Origin of the sequence: uncultured Desulfovibrio sp. (assembly GCF_902477725.1) — a bacterium.
Classification (GTDB): domain Bacteria; phylum Desulfobacterota; class Desulfovibrionia; order Desulfovibrionales; family Desulfovibrionaceae; genus Desulfovibrio.
Genome location: NZ_CABSIF010000006.1, coordinates 173,672 through 194,956, shown reverse-complemented (window position 1 = coordinate 194,956; position 21,285 = coordinate 173,672). Strand labels below are relative to the sequence as shown.

At 58.8% G+C, this 21,285-nt stretch carries 17 protein-coding genes; 11 read left to right on the top strand and 6 right to left on the bottom strand.

Features of this window, described 5'->3' with window-relative positions; translation table 11 throughout:
* Nucleotides 1–257 precede the first annotated feature (257 nt).
* On the top strand, nucleotides 258–1,037 hold the full coding sequence (argB, locus tag RDK48_RS07370) for an acetylglutamate kinase (protein ID WP_298998509.1): 780 nt from the start codon (nucleotides 258–260) through the stop codon (nucleotides 1,035–1,037).
* A 156-nt stretch (nucleotides 1,038–1,193) separates the two neighbouring features.
* Here argB and RDK48_RS07365 read toward each other — a convergent pair whose 3' ends face one another.
* The 3 genes from RDK48_RS07365 to zraS form a co-directional block, all read right to left on the bottom strand.
* On the bottom strand, nucleotides 1,194–1,826 hold the full coding sequence (locus RDK48_RS07365; protein ID WP_298998507.1) for an HD family hydrolase: 633 nt from the start codon (nucleotides 1,824–1,826) through the stop codon (nucleotides 1,194–1,196).
* A gap of 408 nt (nucleotides 1,827–2,234) precedes the next feature.
* The gene (locus RDK48_RS07360; protein ID WP_209818577.1) at nucleotides 2,235–3,599 is read right to left on the bottom strand and encodes a sigma-54 dependent transcriptional regulator; all 1,365 of its coding nucleotides are present in this window, start codon (nucleotides 3,597–3,599) and stop codon (nucleotides 2,235–2,237) included.
* A gap of 59 nt (nucleotides 3,600–3,658) precedes the next feature.
* Nucleotides 3,659–5,182: a two-component system sensor histidine kinase ZraS gene (zraS, locus tag RDK48_RS07355; RefSeq protein ID WP_298998500.1), complete on the bottom strand. Its 1,524-nt coding sequence runs from the start codon at nucleotides 5,180–5,182 to the stop codon at nucleotides 3,659–3,661.
* Between the two features lie 174 nt (nucleotides 5,183–5,356).
* Here zraS and RDK48_RS07350 point away from each other — a divergent pair, with 174 nt between their 5' ends.
* Nucleotides 5,357–5,818 (top strand): periplasmic heavy metal sensor, encoded by a 462-nt coding sequence (locus RDK48_RS07350; protein WP_209818576.1) that lies wholly within the window; start codon nucleotides 5,357–5,359, stop codon nucleotides 5,816–5,818.
* Nucleotides 5,819–6,124: 306 nt separating this feature from the next.
* The gene (locus RDK48_RS07345) at nucleotides 6,125–6,619 is read left to right on the top strand and encodes a Spy/CpxP family protein refolding chaperone (RefSeq protein ID WP_298998495.1); all 495 of its coding nucleotides are present in this window, start codon (nucleotides 6,125–6,127) and stop codon (nucleotides 6,617–6,619) included.
* A gap of 380 nt (nucleotides 6,620–6,999) precedes the next feature.
* On the opposite strand, the gene RDK48_RS07340 is transcribed toward RDK48_RS07345, so the two are convergent.
* Nucleotides 7,000–8,124: a radical SAM protein gene (locus tag RDK48_RS07340; protein ID WP_374042252.1), complete on the bottom strand. Its 1,125-nt coding sequence runs from the start codon at nucleotides 8,122–8,124 to the stop codon at nucleotides 7,000–7,002.
* Nucleotides 8,125–8,466: 342 nt separating this feature from the next.
* Here RDK48_RS07340 and RDK48_RS07335 point away from each other — a divergent pair, with 342 nt between their 5' ends.
* From RDK48_RS07335 to RDK48_RS07320, 4 genes are all read left to right on the top strand, one after another.
* On the top strand, nucleotides 8,467–8,754 hold the full coding sequence (locus RDK48_RS07335; protein ID WP_022657574.1) for an integration host factor subunit alpha: 288 nt from the start codon (nucleotides 8,467–8,469) through the stop codon (nucleotides 8,752–8,754).
* Nucleotides 8,755–9,069: 315 nt separating this feature from the next.
* Nucleotides 9,070–10,683, top strand: a complete 1,614-nt coding sequence (locus tag RDK48_RS07330; RefSeq protein ID WP_298998492.1) for an MBOAT family protein — start codon at nucleotides 9,070–9,072, stop codon at nucleotides 10,681–10,683.
* 15 nt (nucleotides 10,684–10,698) lie between these two features.
* Nucleotides 10,699–11,928, top strand: a complete 1,230-nt coding sequence (locus RDK48_RS07325) for a hypothetical protein (RefSeq protein WP_027180612.1) — start codon at nucleotides 10,699–10,701, stop codon at nucleotides 11,926–11,928.
* A gap of 11 nt (nucleotides 11,929–11,939) precedes the next feature.
* On the top strand, nucleotides 11,940–13,601 hold the full coding sequence (locus tag RDK48_RS07320) for a tetratricopeptide repeat protein (protein WP_298998490.1): 1,662 nt from the start codon (nucleotides 11,940–11,942) through the stop codon (nucleotides 13,599–13,601).
* Between the two features lie 27 nt (nucleotides 13,602–13,628).
* Here the strand turns inward: RDK48_RS07320 and RDK48_RS07315 are convergent, their stop codons facing one another.
* Nucleotides 13,629–14,507, bottom strand: coding sequence for a LysR substrate-binding domain-containing protein (locus RDK48_RS07315; protein ID WP_298998489.1), 879 nt, complete (start codon nucleotides 14,505–14,507; stop codon nucleotides 13,629–13,631).
* A 52-nt stretch (nucleotides 14,508–14,559) separates the two neighbouring features.
* Between RDK48_RS07315 and RDK48_RS07310 the strand changes: the two genes are divergently transcribed.
* Both RDK48_RS07310 and RDK48_RS07305 read left to right on the top strand, forming a co-directional pair.
* Complete coding sequence (locus RDK48_RS07310; RefSeq protein WP_298998487.1) at nucleotides 14,560–15,594, top strand: TDT family transporter; 1,035 nt, start codon at nucleotides 14,560–14,562, stop codon at nucleotides 15,592–15,594.
* A gap of 140 nt (nucleotides 15,595–15,734) precedes the next feature.
* On the top strand, nucleotides 15,735–16,490 hold the full coding sequence (locus RDK48_RS07305; RefSeq protein ID WP_298998485.1) for a sulfite exporter TauE/SafE family protein: 756 nt from the start codon (nucleotides 15,735–15,737) through the stop codon (nucleotides 16,488–16,490).
* Between the two features lie 87 nt (nucleotides 16,491–16,577).
* On the opposite strand, the gene RDK48_RS07300 is transcribed toward RDK48_RS07305, so the two are convergent.
* Complete coding sequence (locus RDK48_RS07300) at nucleotides 16,578–17,078, bottom strand: AbrB family transcriptional regulator (protein ID WP_192112144.1); 501 nt, start codon at nucleotides 17,076–17,078, stop codon at nucleotides 16,578–16,580.
* Between the two features lie 317 nt (nucleotides 17,079–17,395).
* Between RDK48_RS07300 and ggt the strand changes: the two genes are divergently transcribed.
* Nucleotides 17,396–19,060, top strand: a complete 1,665-nt coding sequence (gene ggt, locus RDK48_RS07295; RefSeq protein WP_298998483.1) for a gamma-glutamyltransferase — start codon at nucleotides 17,396–17,398, stop codon at nucleotides 19,058–19,060.
* Nucleotides 19,061–19,815: 755 nt separating this feature from the next.
* The gene (locus RDK48_RS07290; protein WP_298998481.1) at nucleotides 19,816–20,985 is read left to right on the top strand and encodes an ABC transporter substrate-binding protein; all 1,170 of its coding nucleotides are present in this window, start codon (nucleotides 19,816–19,818) and stop codon (nucleotides 20,983–20,985) included.
* Nucleotides 20,986–21,285: the final 300 nt, after the last annotated feature.

Below are 21,285 nucleotides of genomic sequence, written 5' to 3'. Positions count from 1 at the left end.
AGCTGTTTTGCCACTCCAAGACAATGCCGGGGAAGGTTGGGCTGCCAGGGGCCAACGTAATTTGCTCACGGCAACAATCAAAAATTTTACGCATCGCCACACGCTTGTCACATACGACTCTTGCAGGGCGGCGCACAGGGTGCTAGTGCTTCCAACTGTAAACCAAGTACGCAATACTGATGAAAGGCCCGCGCCTGCGCCTGAGTGCTAACGAGGCGGAGCAGCCTTTCCGGCCAGACGGCCAAAGGATCAAACAGATGAAAAACGCTACAGTCGTTATCAAATACGGCGGACACGCCATGGACAAGCCCGAACTCAGTTCGGCCTTTGCCGCAGACCTTGCGCAGCTTACCGAACAGGGCATGGGCCTTGTGGTGGTGCACGGCGGCGGCCCGCAAATTTCTGCCCTGCTCAAACGCCTGAGCATTGAAAGCCATTTTGTGGACGGCCTGCGCGTTACAGATGCCGCCACCATGGAAGCTGTTGAAATGGTGCTGTGCGGGCAGGTGAACAAGGCCGTGGTCAACGAATTTACACGTCAGGGCGTGCGCGCTGCGGGCATTTCAGGCCGCGACGGCGGGCTGCTGCGCGCAAAGGTGAAGAATCCCGCCCTCGGCTTGGTGGGTACTGTGGAAACGGTCGACCCCGCCCTGCCCCGCTGCCTGCTGAATGGAGGCTTTGTGCCCGTTGTGGCCCCTGTGGCCTCCGGACCGGACGGCGAAGCCCTGAACATCAATGCCGACACCGCCGCAGGCGCGCTGGCAGGGGCCATCGGCGCGGAATATTTTGTGCTGATCTCTGATGTTCCCGGCGTGCTGGATGCTGACGGAAGGATCATTCCCAGCCTCAACCGCACGGAAATCCAGAACCTGCGTGAGGCGGGCGTCATCACCGGGGGTATGATCCCCAAGGTGGAAGCCTGCCTTAACGCCCTGGACGCAGGCTGCCAACGCGCGCTCATTCTTGACGGGCGTTCGCCTTCAAGCCTGCGCCGCTACCTGCTTGACGATGCCCCGCTTGGCACTGTGGTCGCCTAGGGCGTTATAACTGCGGGATGTGTCGCGGGGAAAAAGCAGACTGCCAGTTAAAAGGCTGCCCTGCTCCCCAACAAAACATCAAATAAGGCCCGAGACCGGATGACGCGGCAATGCGCCGCCCGGTTTCGGGCCTTTCATACTTCTGAAAATCTGTTTTTAGCGACCTCGCCGCACCCACCATTCCCGCTCAACCTGCCCATACCACCAGCGGTTGTGATCCGCACGCAGCACAGCCTCTGCCACCTGCTGCGCCGCAGGGCTGCGCAGACGCTTTACCGCGCTTTCCAGCCACTGGGCGGCAAAGGCATTGCCCTTGTCCAACTCGGCCTTGAGGTTGCAGATAAGATCAAGCTGGTCGGCATCGTGCGCCAGAATGGCCTCACGGCTGGCTTCTTCCGCCAGCTCGTCCCAGAGGGGCAGCACGTCTCCCTCAAGCCCGGTTCCATCCACACAGTCTTCCAGCGCCTTGCGGGCCTGGCACTGCGCGTAGCGGTGGTTCACGTAGTTCAGATCGCCCGTGCGCGCCTCGTGCAAATCATGGAACAGGCAAAGATACGTCACCCGCGCCGGATCCATATCGCACATGCGAGCCAGCACATAGCCCATGACGCTCACCCGGTAGGAATGTTCGGCCACGTTCTCCTGCCCGGTGCCCAAAAAGGCGTAACCCGTGCGGGGCGTATGCCGCAGCATGCCGACTTCGTTAAAAAAATCCGCAATCCGGTCAAGCCGATCCGCGCTCACGTCCATAGCCGGGAAATCACCGTTGTTGCTCTTGGATTCACTCATGCCTGTTCAATATCGATCCCGGCGGCCTGTGGCAAGGATGCGCGGCGCAGATGGGGAATGGAAGGAAAACGCCTCCGGCGGCTCAAGGGCTGCGCCCTCAAAAATCCCGATCCACCCAATCTTGCCTGCTAATTCATGAGCTTGTCACAACACCCCGCTGCCTTTTCCGACTAAGGAAACTTCCTATCGCCTTTTACTGGCGGGAGTGTTTTACACGGCAATAACTTTTCGACTGTCTTTTGTATGTGGGGAATTTTGTGCGCTGACAAGGCCCGCAAGGAGCGATAGAGGGAGTGGACTCGCTTTAGCTGTTACGACAGGAAGCTACGGATAAAGACAGCAGAGCTTCGGTCCATGACCTATATCGCCCCCGCAGCGGAACGCCGTCAGCGCGCAAAATCCCTCCGATCACTCAAGTCCGTACTTGCGGAGCTTGTTATGCAGAGTAGCCCTTGTGATGCCCAACTGCCGGGCCGCCTCGCTCTTGTTGTCGCCTGTCTGGCGTAGCGTTTCCTCAATGGCGCGGCGCTCCACGGCATCCAGGGGCAAGCCTGCCAGGGAGGCGTCCACCTCGGGCTGGCGCTCGTCGGGCAGGGCGGGGCCTGTGACCACAGAGGGCAGTTCGCGCTCGGTGATGAGGTCGCCGTTGCAGAGAATCACGGCGCGTTCCACGGCATTTTCCAGTTCGCGCACATTGCCGGGCCAGCCGTAACGCAGCATGCAGGCCAGAGCTTGCGGCGAAAATCCGCGCACGCTTTTGCGGTTGCGGCTGGCAAAGCGTTCCAGAAAATGCGCGGCAAGCACGGGGATATCCTCGGCGCGGTCGCGCAGGGGCGGCACTTCAATACAAATAACATTGAGGCGGAAATACAGATCCTCGCGAAAGCGCTTTTGGGCCACTTCTTCGCGCAGGTCGCGGTTGGTGGCCGCCAGTATGCGCACATCCACGGTTATGGCGGCATCGGCCCCCACGCGCTGCACCTCGCCCTGCTGCAAGGCGCGCAAGAGCTTTGACTGAAGGGCAAGAGGCATCTCGCCGATTTCGTCCAAAAAAAGCGAACCGCCGTTGGCCTGGGCAAAGCGCCCCTCGCGGCGGCGATCCGCGCCGGTGAACGAGCCTTTTTCGTGCCCGAACAGCTCAGATTCCAGCAGATTTTCGGCCAGGGCCGCGCAGTTCACTGTTACCAGCGGTTTATCCGCTCTTGCGCTGGCGCAGTGCAGGGCGCGGGCCACCAGTTCCTTGCCTGTGCCGGATTCGCCGGAAATGAGCACTGTGGCCTCAGTTGGGGCAACAGTGGCGATAATCTCCTGCATGGCGCGGATGGGGGCGCTGCGACCAAGGATGCCGGGGCGCGCGGCGGCATCGCTGAGCTGACGGCGCAGCTCGCGGTTTTCCACACTGAGGCGCGAATGCTCAATGGCTTTTTCAAGCGTATGCCTGAGAGCCTCAAAATCCAGCGGCTTGACCAGATAGTCGTATGCGCCGAGGCGCAGAGCTTCCACGGCTGTTTCCACTGATGAATAGGCCGTCATGAGCACCACGGGCAGAGCCGGATTATATTCAAGAATGTTTTTGAGCGCGTGGATGCCGTCCATGCGCGCCATGCGCACGTCAGTCAGCACGGCGTCAAAGGATTTTTCGCGCACCAGCGGAATGGCCTCGTCGCCGTCCGTGGCTTCTTCCACAGCATAGCCCCAAGAGCGCAGCATGGTGCGCAGCATGCCGCGGTGTGCATCGTCATCGTCTACAACCAGTATGCAGTTGCTCACCATATCCTCACTTTATGCTTGGCATAAACCTGAAATCCCGGACCGCGCCGCAGCCGCGCAGGTTATTTTTTACGATTGCCCTGCGCCACTGCGCCTTCTGCCGCGCGGGGCAGCCAGATGCTGAACGTGGTCTCCCCACGGCGCGCAGTTTGCGCGGGGCGCGAGGTAACGCTGATTTCGCCGTCGTGGGCTTCCACAATCTTGTGCACCATGGCAAGCCCCAGCCCCGTACCCTGCCCCTTGGTGGTATAGTAGGGGTCAAAAATATGCGGCAACTGGCTGGCCTCAATACCTGTGCCGTTATCACGCACCATAAGGCACACGCGCCCCTTGCGCTCCACAATGGCAAGCGTGAGCTGCCCGCCATCGGGCATGGCGTCCAGAGCATTGAGGCAGAGGTTCAACAGGGCCTGCCCCATGCGCTCAGGGTCGGCCAGGGCCAGCGGCACCCGCCGGGGCGAACGGCAGACAATCTTGACCTTGCGCTTGTCCGCATCCTGATGGATGAGGCGAGTCACGTGATCCACCACAAGTTTGAGATCCGCCGGGTGCGGGCTCACATCACTGGGACGCGAGAGACCTATGAGATCCATAATTACGCGATTGAGTCGGTCAACCTCGTGCACCATCACATTGGCGGCTTCGCGGTCTTCGCTTCCTTCGGGAAAACGCTGGCCGAAGTAGGTGGCGTAACCCTTGATGGAGCTGAGAGGATTGCGGATTTCGTGCGCAACGCCTGCGGCCAGATTGCCCACAGCGGCCAGTTTTTCCTTGCGGCGCACTTCTTCTTCAAGCCGGCGCACCTTGCCCTCGGCCATGCGCTGCCGCTGACGCGACTCCCGCGCCCGCTCGGCATAGTACAGGGCCACCAGACAGGCCAGCCCCACCAGCAGGGTCACAGCCGCCAGCATGGCTACGTAGTCCCGGTTCTGACTGCGCGTTATTTCAAAGGGCGAAAGGTCAAGCCCGAGAAAAATCACCGGCAGGGGAAAGCCCCTCGGCAGATCGCGTATGCCCGGCGAAAATTGCCTGTACACGGCAAACACGCGCCGCCCCTCCATGCGCATGATGCCCCAGTGGGGCAGCATGTCGGGGGCAAGATCGCGCATGGAGGCCTCATCGGCTTCGTGCGAGCCCACCTGCAAAATTTCGCCAAGCCGGGCAGGATTGCTGTGCGCCACAATGGTGCCGTCGGGCATGGTCACGGCCACAAAAACAATGCCGGGGCTTTCACCCATTTCTTCCAGCAGCACCTGAAGGCGGACGCCAGCCTCGCTGCGCATGCCCGAGCGCAGGATGCTCTCAAAGGCAATGATCAGCGATGAGCCCTTTTCCGCCAGCAGGCGGGCCATGGCGGCCTCGCTGCGGTCAATGGAAATAAGGGTCAGCAGCGTCACCATGAGGGCCAGCACAACGGCGGCCCCGCCCAGCAGCAGGCCGAGCGGCGTATGCGCGCCAACAGCGGTTGCCTGCGCTGTCCGCGCCTTGTCCGTGGGACTTGCGGGATTTGTGGGGCTTGCTGGGGTTGCGCCCTGTTGCGCAGCTTCCTGCCCGTTTTTTTCAGCCGTGCTGTTTTCCATGTTCATACGGCACACTCTGTATTGCGCGCGGCACCGCCAAGGGCGCACCACGAGTAAAAAAATTTGCACGCTTTTTGCAATAAAATAATCATTCCTTGTGCCCACAAAGCCGGGAATCTTGCCACCCCGCTCAGTGATTGGTATGAGAGCGGGACGAGTTTATTCTTCAGAAGGTCTTTTATGATGAAACCCCTTCTTTCCCTTTGTGTTCTGGCCAGTCTGTGCCTCCCCCAGCCAACGGCGGCGGATCAGACCGACTATGCGGAATATACACCTTCGCCGGGAAGCCCCGCAGCCAACCACGCCGCAGATATGCGGACATGGCTGCAACAGCTTTCGCCCGCGCAACGGGCCAAAGCCCAGGCCGTCATTGACGAATACTCCCCCAAGGTGAACGATCTGCGCAAAAGCATCATGCTGAAAAAAAACGAGCTTGCCCACCTGAGCTACAACCAGACCACCTCGCCGGAAACGCTGCCCCGTCTGGGGCATGAATTACAGCAATTGCGAGATGAACTGCGCGCCCTTCTGCAACGAGCAGACCAGCGCATGGGTACTGAGGTAGGCGTTCCGCTTGGCAGCCCGCAAACGCGCGGGTGCAGCATGGAATATCCCGGTCTGTCCACTTCCGCCAGCAAATAACCGCGACAATCTGCTCGCAACAACACGCGTCCGCCCTCAAGGCGGGCGCGTTTTTTATTCAATTTTGCCCGGCGACCCCTGTAAGAAAATTATGCAGATGTACAAATTTTATACAGAGACAATGCCCGAATGTATAAAAAACATACGCTTCTCTGCCCGCAGGCGCAACGGCCGCAGCGGACAACACATTAACATTCTAATTTTATTAAATAAAATATAGTTGGCACACGCATTGCTATATAGCAAGCAAACGTTGCAGGAACAACGAAACCATATACGAGAAAAAAGACTACGAGGTAGCCTTCCATGAAATCCAAAAACATCGCCATCGCAGCCATACTTGCAGCAACCCTGATGGGTGGCGCCATAACTGCCTACAGCCAGCCTGGCCCCGCAGGCGACATGCCCGAAGGCATGCGGGAAATGGGCGGCTGCATGGGTGAAATGCCCTGCCCCGGAATGCAGGGACACGGCATGATGGGACGTGGGGCCTACACCCCCGAACAGCAGCAGAAGTATGATGCCATTGTGACTGAGTTCGTCAAACAGATGGAACCCGTAAAGGACCAGATGTTCATCAAGAGACAGGAGTTGCGCGCCCTGCAAAATGCCTCCAACCCCGACATTGCGGCTGTGCGCGCCACTGCCACCGAATTGCTGCAACTCAGAAAGCAGCTCGGTCAGATGCACGAAACCATGACCCAGCGTCTTGAAAAGGAAGTGGGCAAGCCTGCCGCTGCCCCCATGCCCAAAAAGGACGCACCCGCTGCGGCGAAACATCAGCACGGCGCGGCCCAGTAACCACAACTTAACCCAAATTGCCGCTCCCAACTCGTCCGCCCAAGGCGGTTGACATATACAGAATCACAGAGAACAAATTTCCGTCCTGCCCCCTACCCCCAAGGGGGGCATTACGGAGCCTCCAAGAACCTCCTCCTTTGAACAGAACCTTATAACCATCAACACCCTCCCTCCCTTCTCGGCCGCCGGTTCCCCCCCGGCGGCCGCCTCCTTTTCCAGAGCTGACAACAAACGCACAGAACCTGCTTTACGGCGGGTTCTGTGCGTTTTGCCCTGCGCGGTGTCACTCTGCCCCGCGCTCGAATTTTAGTAACTGGGCGTGAGAAAAAACCTTTTTACAAAAGGCGTCACCCTGCAAAACATTTCGCTTCCAACCAGACCTAGATGAAAACAAGCTGCGGCGAGATTTTATCGTCAAAAAATACCGTGCGCAGCCCCAGCGCAGCCCATCTGGCGCGCAGTTCACCCTTCGCGCCCCAAAAGAACCCCTGGGCGGCCCGGGGCAGCAGCAAATCAAACTGCGCAGCTGGTGTTGCCGCACCCTCGCCAAGCACTTCCCTTACCGCCAACAGCAATGCACGGCCCTTGACCCTGCCGCCAAGTTCCCTGTCCACAGGCCCGGCAAGAACGGCACTCTCCAGCCCCGGCTCCGGGGCAAGCCCCATGCGGATCACGGGCACATTGGCCCGCGCTGCCATGAGCCAGCCGTGGGCAAGGCTTTCAAGCGTATCCTCCAGCGGCCAGGGTTTGTAGCTCCCCTCGCGCCACATGGCGGCAAGACCGGTGTCTTCAAGCACAAGGCAGGGATAAAACCGCAGCATCTGCGCGCCCGCAGCAAGGGCCGTTGGCACATCGTCCCTAAAAAACTGCGCGCTATGCCCCGGCATGCCGGGCAAGAGCTGCACCACCAGCTTGAGATTCGCAGCCCGCACAAGGGCGCAGGCCGCCTGGGCAGTGCCGCCGGTATAGCCCCGGCGGGAGGCGGCAAGGGCACTGTCGGCAAAACTCTGCACGCCCAGCTCCACCACACCGCAGCCTGCAGCGCGCAACCTCTCCAGTATTGGGGCATCGACCCTGTCCGGACGGGTTGAACAGCGGAAGGAACTTATCCAGCCTTTTTCCTGCGCCTCACAGGCCAGATCAAGGCAGGCGGACAGATCTTCCTCGGGCAATGCGGTGAACGTGCCGCCGTAAAATGCCAGTTCCGCCGCAGCCTGCCCGCTTTCATGGCGCAGACGAAGATTCTCCCGTGCGGCGAGCAGCAGACCCTCCACACTTGCGGCGCGCGAACTTTCCGCCCTGTCCGGATTTTGGCAACCGCCAATACCCGTCTGCACATCCTGCGCGCAAAAAACACAGCGCACAGGGCAGCCCCTGAATGGTAAAAAAACTGGCACAACTGCCTGCCTTTGTGCCGCACTGCGTCGCAGCCATGCAAAATCCAGCGACACTACGCGCCCTTTGCCCCCAGTTTGCGATGAACGTTGCGCAATATTCTGAGTCATATCCATATCAGCCCCCCAATATGTGGTTCGGCGGCTGCTTCACAGCAGGTATTCTCGGAATGAGATTGCCTATAAAAGGGTGAAGAAATGCCCATAAAGATCATGGACAAAAACTTTTTTTGGGGGGGCATAGGTGGCTCGCTGACTGTGAAACGGTATGTAGAGCGCATTGGACGGAAAATAACATGCAGGCGATTTTTTTAAAAAAATCTTGCTCTGTCTGTAAGTTGCGTGTATTTTACACAAAAGTTCCGTTTGTGTGAAGCTGACAAACATTGCTGCGGGGCATTAGGGACACTGAGTTCCACTCAGCCATACCAGCGCACTGCGCCGGAGAGCACTATGAAAAAAACACTGACCAAAGCGGACATCGTGGAGGCCATCTACGAAGAAACGGACAAAAACCGCGTAGATGTCAAGAACGTGGTAGAAAAACTGCTGGAGATCATGAAGGTCGCCATCAAAAAAGACCGGGCCCTGCTTATCAGCGGCTTCGGCAAGTTTGAGTGTTATGACAAGGCCTCCCGCAAGGGCCGCAACCCTAAGACAGATGAAACCATCACCCTGCCGCCGCGCAAGGTTATGGTGTTTCGCCTCTCGCGCAAGCTTCGCGCAGAGCTGAACCCCTAGGCAAGCTCGGAGCCTCGGCAGCCTTGGCATGCCGGAGGGGGCGCGTGTGACGCGTTTCTTGTCGTGCGCGCTTTTTCTTTGCCATTTGGCCTACAAAAAATGCACAGCCCGGCACGGCAGACATGCATGCCGGGCTTGAGCAACCGCCTTGCCCTGCTGTGCGGAACGCAAGGCGGCACTGGGGATCAAAGCAGGGTGCCCGGCATTTCGGCGGCTCAGCCGCAGAGTGCGGAGCACCCCACACCGCAAACTCGGAAGAATCCAGGCTGACGCCAGCGCGGCGGGCATGTCCACGCCGTCCAACGGGAGTCGCACATGCTTTTCAACTCGTACACATTCCTTTTCGCCTTTCTACCCCTGCTGCTGGTATGCTGGCGGCTGACCCAGGGCTACGGCCCCACGGGTCTTGCCCTGGTGCTGCTGGCTTTTTCCGTAGTATTTTACGGTTTGTGGGGTTTGCCCTTCCTGATTCTGCTGGCTGTGATTCTGGGCATGAACTATGCCTTTGCCCTTGCCCTGGCAGCGCCAGAGCCAGAGCAAAAACAGGATGCAGCCCTCGCTGAAAACGCGGAAGGTGATGCCGAAAAGGCCTGCCTGTGCGGTTCGCGCAAGCAGGCTGGCTGCCGGTTCCACTTGAGCCGCAAGGGTCTGCTTATCCTTGCCCTGGTGCTCAACCTGCTGCCCCTGCTGTGGTTCAAATATTCCGCCTTTCTGGCCCAGAATCTTGGGGCGCTGCTGCATGCGCAGTGGCATTTCACCCCGCCCGGGCTGCCCTTGGGTATTTCTTTTTATACCTTCATCCAGATCGCCTGGCTTGTCAGCGTATACCGTGGGCAGGTAACCCCTCAGGGCTTTACGCGGCATGCACTGTTCTCCGCATGTTTCCCCTATGTGATTTCCGGGCCAATCGTGCGTTATGAGCAGATAGGCCCGCAGTTTGATACCCTTGCCCCCACCAATGCTGAGAATCTGGCTCAGGGCTTTACGCTTTTTACCTTCGGCATGATCAAAAAGGTTCTGCTGGCCGACAGCATTGCCATGTACGCCGACTCTGTCTTCAATGCGGCGGAAAAGGCCTTTCCGCTCAGCGGGGCCGAGGCGTGGCTGGGTTCGCTGTGCTATACCTTCCAGCTGTATTTCGACTTTTCTGGCTACACGGACATGGCCATTGGCCTTGCCCTCATGCTGGGCCTCAAACTGCCGGAAAACTTTGATTCGCCCTATAAATCCACCGGCATTGTGGACTTCTGGCGACGCTGGCACATCACGCTCAGTTCGTGGCTGCGCGATTTTCTGTACATCCCCCTTGGCGGCAACCGCAAAGGGCGGCTCATGCAGTACCGCAACCTGTTTCTGACCATGCTGATCGGCGGCGCGTGGCACGGCGCTGGCTGGACCTTTATTGTCTGGGGCGCGCTGCACGGTTCCATGCTGGGCATCAACCACTTTTTCCGTGCCTGCATCAAGGGCAAAACGCTGGAGCGCGTATTGGCCCTTGCGCCGTTGCGCATCTGCTCCATCCTGTTTACATTTTTCTGCATCAATCTGTGCTGGGTTGTGTTCCGCGCGCTGACAATTGAAGGCGCGGGCCGCATGTTCAAAGCCATGTTCACAGGGCCGTTTACGCGTGAAGCGGCGGGCCTGAGCGCAACAACCGACGGGCTTACGGGCTTTGCCGCCCTGGTGGCCCGCTGGCTGCCCAACAACTACATTCAGGGATGGGTTCCCTTTGCCCTGCTGCTGGTGAGCTTTCTGGTGGTCTGGGCGTTGCCCAACAGCCGCGAGATTCTGCACGGCAGACGCGATGGAAGCCGCCCGCGCCTGAGCTGGCGGCCCACAGCCGCCTGGGCTACGGGGCTGGCCGTTATGGCCTTCCTCACCCTGATTCTGGTTTCGCGCAAGGCGACCTTCCTGTACTTCCAATTTTAACCACGCGTGAACGCCATGAACAACACAGAAACCGCCTTTTTGAAGCGTTATTTTCTCGTGCTGCTGGGCCTTGTCCTGGCGGGATGCCTGCTGGCCGTTCCCTATACCGCGTGGTGGCTGCACAGCAGCGGCGACGTAGCCGTGGAACGGGCCGTCAACGAACAGTCCAAGGGGAATTTTGCCGTGTTTGGATCCGGCGTTTCCCAGGATTTTGTGGACTACAAACTGCAACTCTATGCCAAGGTGAAGCCTGAAATCGCCGTCGTGGGTTCCTCGCGGGTCATGCAGTTCCGGGGCGCATACTTCCGCAAGCCCTTCCTCAATGTGGGCGGCACGGCGGGCAATCTGCCCGTGTTGCGCTCAACCATTGACGCCATGCTGCGCATCCACAAGCCAGATGCCATCATCATCGGGCTGGACTTCTGGTGGTTCATGCCGCAGTGGAATGCCGATCCTTTCAAGGAAGAACCGCCCACCAGCGGATCGTACAACTACGGTTTCGACAGCCTCAAGAAACCTTGGACATGGCTGCTTGAAGGCAAAATTTCGTTCAGGGACTTTATCGCCCCCATGTTGCCGCAGTCCATGGGCGGATTCCGCAACGTCCGTTACGGCATCATGGCCCAGCAGTACAACGACGGCTTTGGCTCTGATGGCTCCTGGTATTATACAGGTGAAAGCACCGGACAAAAGCGGCCCTTTGACTACCAGTTCGAGGACACCCTCAAGCAGGTACGCTACGGTACCAAGGCCTTTTTCCACGCCAAGCCGCTGGCTGACAGCCGCGACCCCGGCGGCATCAGCAGCGCCCATCTGGATGCCTTTGCAGAAATTTACTGCCGGCTCAAGGCCAGGGGCATTGCCACCTTTGTTTTCATTTCGCCCCTTTCTGTCCGTGTGCTTGACGCCATGCGCGAACGCGAGGCCGATTATCCGCACCTCTTCAAGCTGCGCGACGCCCTGCTTGCCCGTGGCATTGATGTTATGGAATTTACCGACCCGCGCACCTTTGCCTCTGGCGACTGCGAGTTCTTTGACGGTTTCCACGGCGGGGAAGTCACCTACGCGCGCATGCTGCGTGATATGGCCGACCGCTGGCCCGCCTTGCTGGCTTACGTGAATATGGATAGAATCAATGCCACCTTGCGCGACTGGCGCGGCTATGCTCTGGTGCCTGACGAGCGTCTCACAAGCCGCCCGGAAGTGGACTTTATGAATTTTAACTGCCCCAAACGTAAACCGTAAGGAACACCCGCATGTTTCTTCGATGGGGCGCGGTTTACAGCCGCGCCCATCTTATTTCAGCCATTCGGGCCGTACTCGTGTACAGCCTGTGCGTGTCCCTGGCTCTGTCGGGCGGCGCGGCCTTTGCCGCGTCAGACTCCGTTTTTGTTCAGGGTACTGGCGCGCCCACCGCTCCCATGGGCGGAAGCAATGCACCCAGCCCCAACGGCATGGGTGGGCAACCCTTCGGGGGTGGCACTTCGCCCACGCTCTCGCAGCCAATGCCAGCGGCACCAATGCAGACGCCTACGGTTCAGGTGCCTACTGTACAGACACCCACGGTGCAAACCCCCACGGTGCAAACCCCAACCGTCGCAAGGCCCTCCGTGCCCACGCCGCAGCAGGTCAACCCACTGACCACACCGGGAGCGCCCGCCCCTGCTCAGGCCCAGCAACCGCAGGTTCCTGCGGCACAGGGCGCATCTGCCCCAGCAGCTCCTGCCCAGCCTGCAAGCCCTGCCCTTGAAGCACCCAAAAAGCCAGAAGCTCCTGTGAAGGAAAAGGGCTCAAAAAACCGCAGGGATAAAAAATCAAAAAAGGGCAAGAAGGAAGAGGCCGCCGAGCAGGAAAAAGCCGCTCCCGCAATGGAAAGCGCGCCCACCAAAGCGCCGGTGCCTGTTCCGCAAAGGACCTCGCCGCCCACACAGGCGGAAGAGGCCGCAGCAGCATACGCCAAGGGCGATTATGCCACAGCGGAGAGCATCTGGAGCAAACAGGCCGAAGCTGGGGATGGACAGGCCATGAACAACCTTGGCGTGCTCTACGACCTCGGGCAGGGGGTGGAGCCTGACCTGGGCCGCGCCCTGCACTGGTTTGCGGAGTCAGCCAAGACAGGGCACCCCTCGGGCATGAGCAATTACGGGCGCATGCTGGAACAGGGACGCGGCATAGAGCCCAACCCCGCAGAAGCAGCACGCTGGTTTGATCTGGCTGCGCGGCAAGGCCAGCCCGAGGCCCAGTATAATCTGGGCATGCTCTATGAGCTGGGGCGCGGGGTGCAGCAGGATTTCACAGCGGCGGCGGCGTGGTACAGCCGCGCTGCGGCGCAGCAGCAAACCGAGGCCTTGTTCCGCCTTGGGCATTTTTATCGCGTCGGCCAAGGGGTTACCAAGAACCCATCACGGGCGGTGCTGCTGCTCTATGCGGCTGCCATGAACGGCGATGCCAACGCCATGAAGGAACTGGAAGATATGGCCCGCGCCGAGCCTTCCCGCCCCGAGGCCGTTCTGTTTGGTCAGCGGCTCGACAACACCGACAGAAATTCCATGCGCACGGCCCTGCGACAGTACGGAGCAACCATTATCCGCGAGGATGACGCCTATATCTGCGATCTGTACGATGCGGCCAAGGTTGCCCCCGGCGCGCGCCAGATGGCGATCTGCTACGGCCCCGGAAACCCCGGCTCACTGGGATTTCTTGAGCTGGATTACACCGCGCCGAACAATACGGTGGAGGGCATGATACTCAAGATGGTCACTGACCGTTTTGGCAAGGCCTCCGCCGGAGAAGGCGATGACGCCCACCTCTGGAATCTGGGCTCTGTGGTGGTTGCCACGCGCTATGAGCCTACGCGCGGGCAGTTGAGCCTCATGTACATGGTTCCCCGCGTGTATCACCTGACGCGCCAGCGTTAGCCCACATAGGGCGGTCTTTGCGCAGTGCTATCTGTTGAGCGGCGACCACGCCCGGCAAAAGCGGATAAACGTGTCCATGCCCGCAGAGTGGTATTTTGACTCATGCCAGCAAAGGGAAAACGTGCGTGAAAACGTCTGTGTCAGCCGGATTATTGAAAAACGGCTGCTGAAACCTGGCAGCTCGGCCATGAGCCGCGAAGCAAAGGTGATGCCCAGCCCCTGTTCCACCATGCCCAGCACCGCCTCGGTGGAGCTGAGGCTCAGGGCCACGGTATAGGGCGCAATGAGTGTGCCTAGGGTGTGCGCAAAAAACGCCCTTGTGCCGGAATCCGGCTCCCTCAGAATCCAGCGCTGGCCTGCCAGCTCTTCCGGCGCATGGGCCTTGCCGTCCGCCAGAGCATGCCCCTTGCACGCCACCACCGCCATTTCATCCTTCAGCCATTCTTCCGCCACCATGTCGGGCCGATGCTGCTCGCCCTCCAGCAGCACCACATCCAGGACATAACCTTCCACCAGTTCAAGCAGGCGGTTGGTGTTGGCTATCTGCGCCTTGGGCAGCCATCCGTGATCCTTTTCAAAATCGTGCATCAGTTGCGGCAGCAGATAGTTGCCAATGGTCTTGCTGGCCCCAATGCTCAAGAAGCAGGCCCCGCCAGCCTGAAATGTCCGCTCGATGGCCTCGGCCCTTTGCATCATTTCGTCCGCCAGCGGCCACAGGCGCGCCCCCTCATGATTCAGCCGCAAATGCGGGTGCACCCTGTCAAACAGACGCACGCCGAGGTGCCGCTCCAGTTCCTGCAAGGCCTGGGAAACCGCACCCTTGGTCAGAAACACAGCCTCTGCGGCCTGTGTGAGGTTCTGAAACCGCGCCACAGCCAGAAAAACCTGCAATTGCTTGAGTGTCATATCTGCGTTTAATTTTTTTATACGTTACGTTAAATTCATTTCGATTTTCTTAATGCACGATCCGTGGCAAACACGCAAGCAGACCACAACCGAGGATAATTCCAGGTTGCAGAGTGTTCGCAATTTCTTTCGCGCTGTTCCCACGCCCCTTGCGGGGTTGGCCCTTGGCATTGCCAGTCTGGGCATCGGGCTTGAAAAAAGCCTGCCCCTCCACAATTTTGCGCAGGTGTTTGGCGCGCTGACATCCATGGCGCTGATCCTGCTCCTGGCAGGCAAATTTGCCATGAACCCAAGGCTGTTGCTCGAAGAACTGCGCCACCCTGTACTTGGAAGTATTTTACCTACGACCTCAATGGCCCTGATGCTGCAATCCAAGAGCCTGAGCATTCTGGACGCGCGGGCGGCCCAGTGGCTCTGGCTGTTTGCCGTGGCCCTGCATCTCTGCCTTTTGCTGGCCTTTGTGGCCTTCAGGGCACGGCAGTTCAGCCTGCACCACATGCTGCCAAGCTGGTTTGTCCCCTTTGTTGGCATCAGCGTGGCGGCCATGACGGTTCCCGGCCCGGCCTACTACCAGCTCGCCTATGGCCTGATGGTTTTTGGCATGGTCAATTACGCGGCCCTGCTGCCGGTCATGTTGTACCGGCTCATATTTTCCCGAGAAATCGAAGACGCATCCAAGCCAACCATAGCTGTGCTTGCCGCTCCGGCCAGCCTTTCTCTGGTGGCCTATCTGAGCCTTGAGCCCACCCCCTCCCTGCTCCTGTGCAGCCTGTTGCTCGGGGTGGCGGTGTTGATGACCAGCATCATCTATGTTGCCTTTTTCAAGTTGCTGCGTTTGCCCTTCAGCCCTGGCTTTGCGGCCTACACCTTCCCCATGGCGGTTGGGGCAACAGCTTTGTACAAGGTCTCTGAACTGCTGGCCGCCTATCCCGCAACGCTGGAGTACGCCCTGCAACTCAAGGTGCTGGCAGTGCTGGAAATGATTGTCGCCACTCTGGTTGTAGCCTATGTGTGCTGGCGCTACCTGATCTTTTACGTTCGGGCGTGGGATACGCTGCTGCGCGCGCAAAGGGCGGCGCACGTCTGACCCGCCGGGCGGGGAAAAATACCCTTGCGCCCCACACGCGGTAGAGCTAGCCTGCCAGAACTGCGTGGCAATTTCTGCCGCTGCATGTAATTGCTCAATTTTACGCCGCCTGTGGAGGCGGCCTGCGCAGCAGGTGATCTATGCTTATTTTTGCCGCCATGCTTTTGTTGGGGATATTGCTGGGCTTTGTGGGCGCTGGCGGCGCTGGCGTTATGATCACCATGCTTAGCGTGGGCTTTGACATCCCCATGCAGGTTGCCCTTGGCACTTCTCTTGCGGCCATGACGTTTACGTCCCTCTCCGGCTCCGTCAGCCACTTTCGCGAGGGCAACGTCAACCGCAGGCTGGGCTTGCTGCTGGGCGCGTTCGGCGCCGCCGGGGCCTTCTGCGGCGCACATATCTCGTCCGGGCTTGCCTCCGCCACGCTCAAGCCGTTGACTGGCGTGGTGCTTATGTTCTCTGCCTTCCTCATTTATCTGCGGGTTTTTCACCCGGCCAATCCGCTGTTCAGCTTTCGTTTCACCAGTACCCGAGGCGTGAAGTTCTGGCTGCTGACAGGCATGGTGGGTGTGTTCAACGGTCTGGTTTCCGGGGCCTGCGGCGTGGGGGCAACCCCCTTTATCCAGATGACCCTGCTGATCATCTTCAATGTGCCGCTCTATCAGACCGTAGGCACAACCATGCTGGTCATTCTGCCCATTGCAGCCTTTGGCAGCCTGGGTTTTCTCGCCGCCGGGCATCTGGATCTTGTGCTGTTCCTGCAGGTTCTGGCTGGTCAGGTCATCGGCGCATATGTGGGCGCAAAGTTTACCCGCATGGCTCCGCAATTGCTGCTCAAAGGCTGCATGGTCGCGCTGCCGGGGCTGGGCGGTCTGATCCTGCTGCTTGCCCGCTAAAAAGCCCCCGGCGGAATCCGACGGAGGCTCAATGTCGATGTCTGTCGGCGGCCCCCATGCGCAGGGCGGATGCCGAGCCTTGACCGATTACTTCACTAAATAAGACAGCATCTTGGCCACAATGGGCGAGAGCAGCACAATGGCATAGATGCGCACCAGATGGTACACCATCACCATGGGGGCTTCCGCCCCTGTGCCGCCGGAAAGCGCCACCACCGCGTTGAATCCGCCTGGGCTGGTCGCCAGATATGCCCCGCCTACAGAGAGTCCGCCCCAGCGCACGGCAATCCATGTGCACAAAAGCCCCGCCATCAGAATAATGCCTGTTGAAAGCAGCATCATGGGCCAGGTGTCGCGCACGGCATCGAGCATGCCGGGATTATACATGTTGCCCACAAGCACGCCCACGCACCCGTAGACAATAAAGCGCACCCAGTGCGCCATGTCGGGTGAGGTAATGGAGCCGCAGCTTTTGAAAATCACCACGGCGATCATGGCCCCTGTCATGGCCCCGCCGGGCAGGTGAAAACGGTCAAAAACAAAACTTCCTGCAAGCCCCACGGCAAACAGCATTATTGTTGTACCCATATTGTGTCCTTCGCGCCGCGTAGAGCGCGGCTGCCTGCTGATCTGTAGCCGCACCTGCGCGGCGTCAGACCTGCTTACGCCCTTTTTTGTCACCCCTCAATGAGGCTTGCCCGGCATGGCCCGCCCGGTTTTAAGCAAAATCCACACCTGATTATCACCTGCTGGCAGGGATGCAGCATCGGTTTGACGTGCCGCTCCCCCGCCGCTAGTCTGCTGCAAGGCCACGGATTATCCACTGCATGCCATTGGGGTCTTCACAGATTTGCGCCCTGCTGGCGGCACCCATGCGACACCTAGCCACCCCAACAGGAAGCGCCATGAACTTTGCATCCAGCCCCTATGCGAAAACAGAATCCCAGCGTTTTGACCCCATGACCACACGGGGCATGGTCACATCGCCGCACTACCTTGCCACACAGGCAGGCGTGGATATTCTGCGCAAGGGCGGCACCGCCCTTGACGCCGCCGTGGCCGTGGCAGCAGTGCTGGCCGTTGTGTACCCGCAGATGTGCAGCATCGGGGGCGACAACTTCTGGCTGGCGCACGAAGCGGCAACTGGCGCACTGCACGGCATCAACGCCTGTGGGCGCTCTGGTGAAAATGTCACGCGGGATTTATTTGCGCAAAAGGGCCTTGTGTCCATTCCTCTGCGCGGGCCGCTGGCTGCCTGCACTGTGCCCGGTGTGGTTTCTGGTTGGGATGCCGCCCACACGCTCAGCCGCTCCTGGGGCAGCTCTCTTGCTTTGGGCGACCTGTTGCAAGAGGCCATCAGCCTCGCGGCAGAAGGTTTTGCCGTAACTCCATCCCTGGCCCACTGGCTGCAGGAGGACTGCAAGCCTGACCCCACGGGCTATCGGCAATTGCAGAGGTTTCCCGGCTTTGCGCGCACATTTTTACCCAACGGCACGCCCCCGCAAACAGGGGCAGTGCTGCGTCTGCCCGACCTTGCCGCGACCCTTGACCTTATCGCCCGCGAGGGCGCGCGCGTATTTTATGAAGGCGAACTGGCCGACCGCCTGACCGGCTGGCTTGCAAGCAACGGGGGTCTGCTCACAGCGCGGGATTTCGCCGCACATCAGGCAGAAATCGTCACGCCTCTGCGTGTGCGCTACCGGGGCCTTGAGTGCTGCAACCTGCCACCCAATACCCAGGGGCTGGCTTCGCTCTCCATACTCAACATCCTTGAACATCTGGATATCCGAGGCATGGGCGAGGGCAGCGCCGAATATCTGCACGCCATAGTCGAGGCGACCAAGCTGGCTTTTGCCGACCGCGACGCCCACGTGACTGACCCGGACTTTGCCGACATTCCTGTAGATTATCTACTGTCTCCGGGGCATGGGCGCGAGCTTGCCAACCGCATTGACCCTGTCCGCGCGCTCAGCCCCGCCGCCCCGCTGGAACCCAAGGGTGACACCTGCTGGTTCGGCGTGGTGGACGCTCAGGGTAACGCCGTTTCTGCCATCCAGAGCATTTTTCACGACTTTGGCTCGGGCCTTGTGGCAGGCGACTCGGGAATCCTGCTGCAAAACCGTGGCAGCTTTTTTTCGCTCGATCCCACCCATATCAACAGGCTCGAACCTCGCAAACGCACCATGCACACGCTCAATCCGCCCATGCTGCGCAAAAACGGCAAGCCCTGGCTGGTTTACGGCACCATGGGCGGCGAGGGGCAACCTCAGACGCAGGCGGCCATAGTCACCCGAATGGTAGATTTTGGCCTGAGCCCGCACGATGCCGTGACCGCACCGCGCTGGCTTTATGGCCGAAGCTGGGGTCTGCCGGTAAACAACCTCCGGCTCGAAGGCCGCTTCAGCCCGCAGGTGGCCCAAGCCCTGACCAAACAGGGTCATTCGGTCGAACGCATTGCAGACTTTAGCGATCTGATGGGCCATGCCGGAGCCATTCTTTGTGATCAGGAGACTGGTGTACTGTTTGGAGCAACCGACCCGCGCAGCGACGGTCTGGCTGCTGGCTATTGACCCAGGCAATGCCGTTAATCTTTTTCTGTGGCTTTTACAGCTGAATCGTGCTTATATACCGCATGGATTCAGGTCTGCCGTGCTGCACAGGCTGGCCTGAATCCATGCGAAAACGGCGCTGGAAGAAAAACCAGCGGCAGGGCTTAAAACAGGGGTTTCCCAGATTCAGCCAACGGCGCGAACCCAAGGACTACCAGTCCGTAGAATATCATAATATACTGAAATTATTTTAGATTTTTTTATTTTTCAGGCATAATACGAGTAATGGGGTCAAAACGTTCCAGCTAAATCGACAAAAAAGTATTTTCTACACCAAAAACAAATTCACCAACGACAACAACAAGTTAAGCATTCAAGCCACATTCCTTGCTTGCCGCAAAACTGGTGCCTACAGCCAGAATCTGTACTGACCGGAATTGCATTCAAACGATCAACTTCAAAAAAGTTTATTTAATCCAGCATATTACTAAAATATCACGTAAGCACACCTAACAGCCTCCTCCGACACGGTATCGTATTTGACTTGCGATACCACATATGCGACAAGGTTCATGCTCGTGCTATCGTTTTATTTTTTCACTGTTTTGTAGTGGTTACGCACAAAAAACTACCAAAACGTATTTTTTGTGTAGATAAATTTTATAAATTATGTTCTTTTCCAGCAACTTAGCAAAACGGAATATTTTTTGCTTTGTTCAGCCTTACCGTCTTTTTGGTACACCCCTGTAACTGCACATAAAACTCGGGAGGCCTTCATGAATTTGCTGAAAGTAGCGTCAGTTTGCGCCCTGTCTCTCTTTGTGGGGCAAGCGGCCATGGCCGCAGAAGCTCCGATCAAAATCGGGTTCCCCATCCCGCTTACTGGTGAAATCCCCAAGGTGGGCGAAGGTTCCAAGTATGCGGCTGAAATGCTGAAGGAAGAGATCAACGCCAAGGGCGGGCTGAAAGTGGGCGACAAGATGTACCCGCTTGAATTCATTTATGAAGACAATGAATCCAAACCCGAGTCTGCCGTCAACGTGACCCTGAAGCTCATTGAGCGCGACAAGGTCATGGCCATCGTTGGTCCCCAGTCTTCGCGTCAGGCCGTGCCTGCGGGCGCAGTTGCCAATGACGAACAGGTGCCCATGATCACCCCCTGGTCCACCAACCCCGACGCCACCAAGGACCGCCCCTGGGTGTTCCGCGGCGCCTTCCTTGATCCTTTCCAGGCTCCTGTGGCCGTGGACTTCACCACCAAGAAGTTCAACGCCAAAAAAGCCGCTGTTCTGTTTGAAGTATCCAACGACTACTCCAAGGGGCTTGCCGACAACTTCAAGGAAGCCTTTGAAAAGACCCACGGCAAGGGTTCTGTGGTGGCCATGGAATCGCACGGCCCCAAAGATCAGGATTTCTCTGCCCAGCTGACCAAGATCATCGCCGCCAAGCCCGATTTCATCTTTGTGCCTGAAAACTACAGCTTTGCGGCCCTTATTGTGCCCCAGGCCCGCGACCTCGGCTACAAGGGCCCCTTCATGGGTTCCGATGCCTGGGGTTCCGCCGAGCTTTTCAACCTTTGCGGCAAGGACTGTGTGGACCAGTTTTTCTCCACCCACTACACCGCCGAGGGCGCGACTGGCAAAACCAAGGAATTCATCGACAAGTACAAGGCCAAGTACGGCTATGTGCCTGACGACGTTGCCGCTCTGACCTGGGACTCCATCAACATCGTGCTTCAGGCCATTCAGAAGAACGGCAAGATTGATCCGGACCTCAAGAAAGAACGCAAGATCATTCGTGACAACATGGCTGGCATGGCCAACTTTGACGGCATCACCGGCAGCATGAAGTTTGACGAAAACCGCGACCCCATCAAGTGTGCTGTTATCGTGCGCGTGACGGAAACCGGCGCGTTCGCCTTTGTGGAATCTGTCTGCCCCAAATAGCAGGCATCAGCAGGTAATTGGCACTGCCGCGCGGCCCAACCCACAGGGGGCCGCGCGGCGGCAAAACGCTCCAATACGAATGGGAAACTGCGCCTCCGAACGGATCAATATTTTTTTGCCTCCGGCAACGTCCCATTGCGAATCAGGAATGGTTTTTTGCGTTTTTTTGGCATAAAAGCATGTAGAGGCAAGGCCTGTTTTGCGACCTGGCACATGCCACCCGCAAATCACCCTTGGGACAACAGTTTTTTCGCCTGAGCTGGCGGTTCAGGGGCCGCATATGCGCACTGCCGCTCTGCA

What these genes read in the sequence shown, in the direction of transcription:
- argB (WP_298998509.1), top strand. Translation starts at nt 258, where the DNA reads ATGAAAAACGCTACAGTCGTTATCAAATACGGCGGACACGCCATGGAC.
- RDK48_RS07365 (WP_298998507.1), bottom strand. Translation starts at nt 1,826, where the DNA reads ATGAGTGAATCCAAGAGCAACAACGGTGATTTCCCGGCTATGGACGTG.
- RDK48_RS07360 (WP_209818577.1), bottom strand. Translation starts at nt 3,599, where the DNA reads ATGGTGAGCAACTGCATACTGGTTGTAGACGATGACGATGCACACCGC.
- zraS (WP_298998500.1), bottom strand. Translation starts at nt 5,182, where the DNA reads ATGAACATGGAAAACAGCACGGCTGAAAAAAACGGGCAGGAAGCTGCG.
- RDK48_RS07350 (WP_209818576.1), top strand. Translation starts at nt 5,357, where the DNA reads ATGATGAAACCCCTTCTTTCCCTTTGTGTTCTGGCCAGTCTGTGCCTC.
- RDK48_RS07345 (WP_298998495.1), top strand. Translation starts at nt 6,125, where the DNA reads ATGAAATCCAAAAACATCGCCATCGCAGCCATACTTGCAGCAACCCTG.
- RDK48_RS07340 (WP_374042252.1), bottom strand. Translation starts at nt 8,124, where the DNA reads ATGACTCAGAATATTGCGCAACGTTCATCGCAAACTGGGGGCAAAGGG.
- RDK48_RS07335 (WP_022657574.1), top strand. Translation starts at nt 8,467, where the DNA reads ATGAAAAAAACACTGACCAAAGCGGACATCGTGGAGGCCATCTACGAA.
- RDK48_RS07330 (WP_298998492.1), top strand. Translation starts at nt 9,070, where the DNA reads ATGCTTTTCAACTCGTACACATTCCTTTTCGCCTTTCTACCCCTGCTG.
- RDK48_RS07325 (WP_027180612.1), top strand. Translation starts at nt 10,699, where the DNA reads ATGAACAACACAGAAACCGCCTTTTTGAAGCGTTATTTTCTCGTGCTG.
- RDK48_RS07320 (WP_298998490.1), top strand. Translation starts at nt 11,940, where the DNA reads ATGTTTCTTCGATGGGGCGCGGTTTACAGCCGCGCCCATCTTATTTCA.
- RDK48_RS07315 (WP_298998489.1), bottom strand. Translation starts at nt 14,507, where the DNA reads ATGACACTCAAGCAATTGCAGGTTTTTCTGGCTGTGGCGCGGTTTCAG.
- RDK48_RS07310 (WP_298998487.1), top strand. Translation starts at nt 14,560, where the DNA reads ATGCACGATCCGTGGCAAACACGCAAGCAGACCACAACCGAGGATAAT.
- RDK48_RS07305 (WP_298998485.1), top strand. Translation starts at nt 15,735, where the DNA reads ATGCTTATTTTTGCCGCCATGCTTTTGTTGGGGATATTGCTGGGCTTT.
- RDK48_RS07300 (WP_192112144.1), bottom strand. Translation starts at nt 17,078, where the DNA reads ATGGGTACAACAATAATGCTGTTTGCCGTGGGGCTTGCAGGAAGTTTT.
- ggt (WP_298998483.1), top strand. Translation starts at nt 17,396, where the DNA reads ATGAACTTTGCATCCAGCCCCTATGCGAAAACAGAATCCCAGCGTTTT.
- RDK48_RS07290 (WP_298998481.1), top strand. Translation starts at nt 19,816, where the DNA reads ATGAATTTGCTGAAAGTAGCGTCAGTTTGCGCCCTGTCTCTCTTTGTG.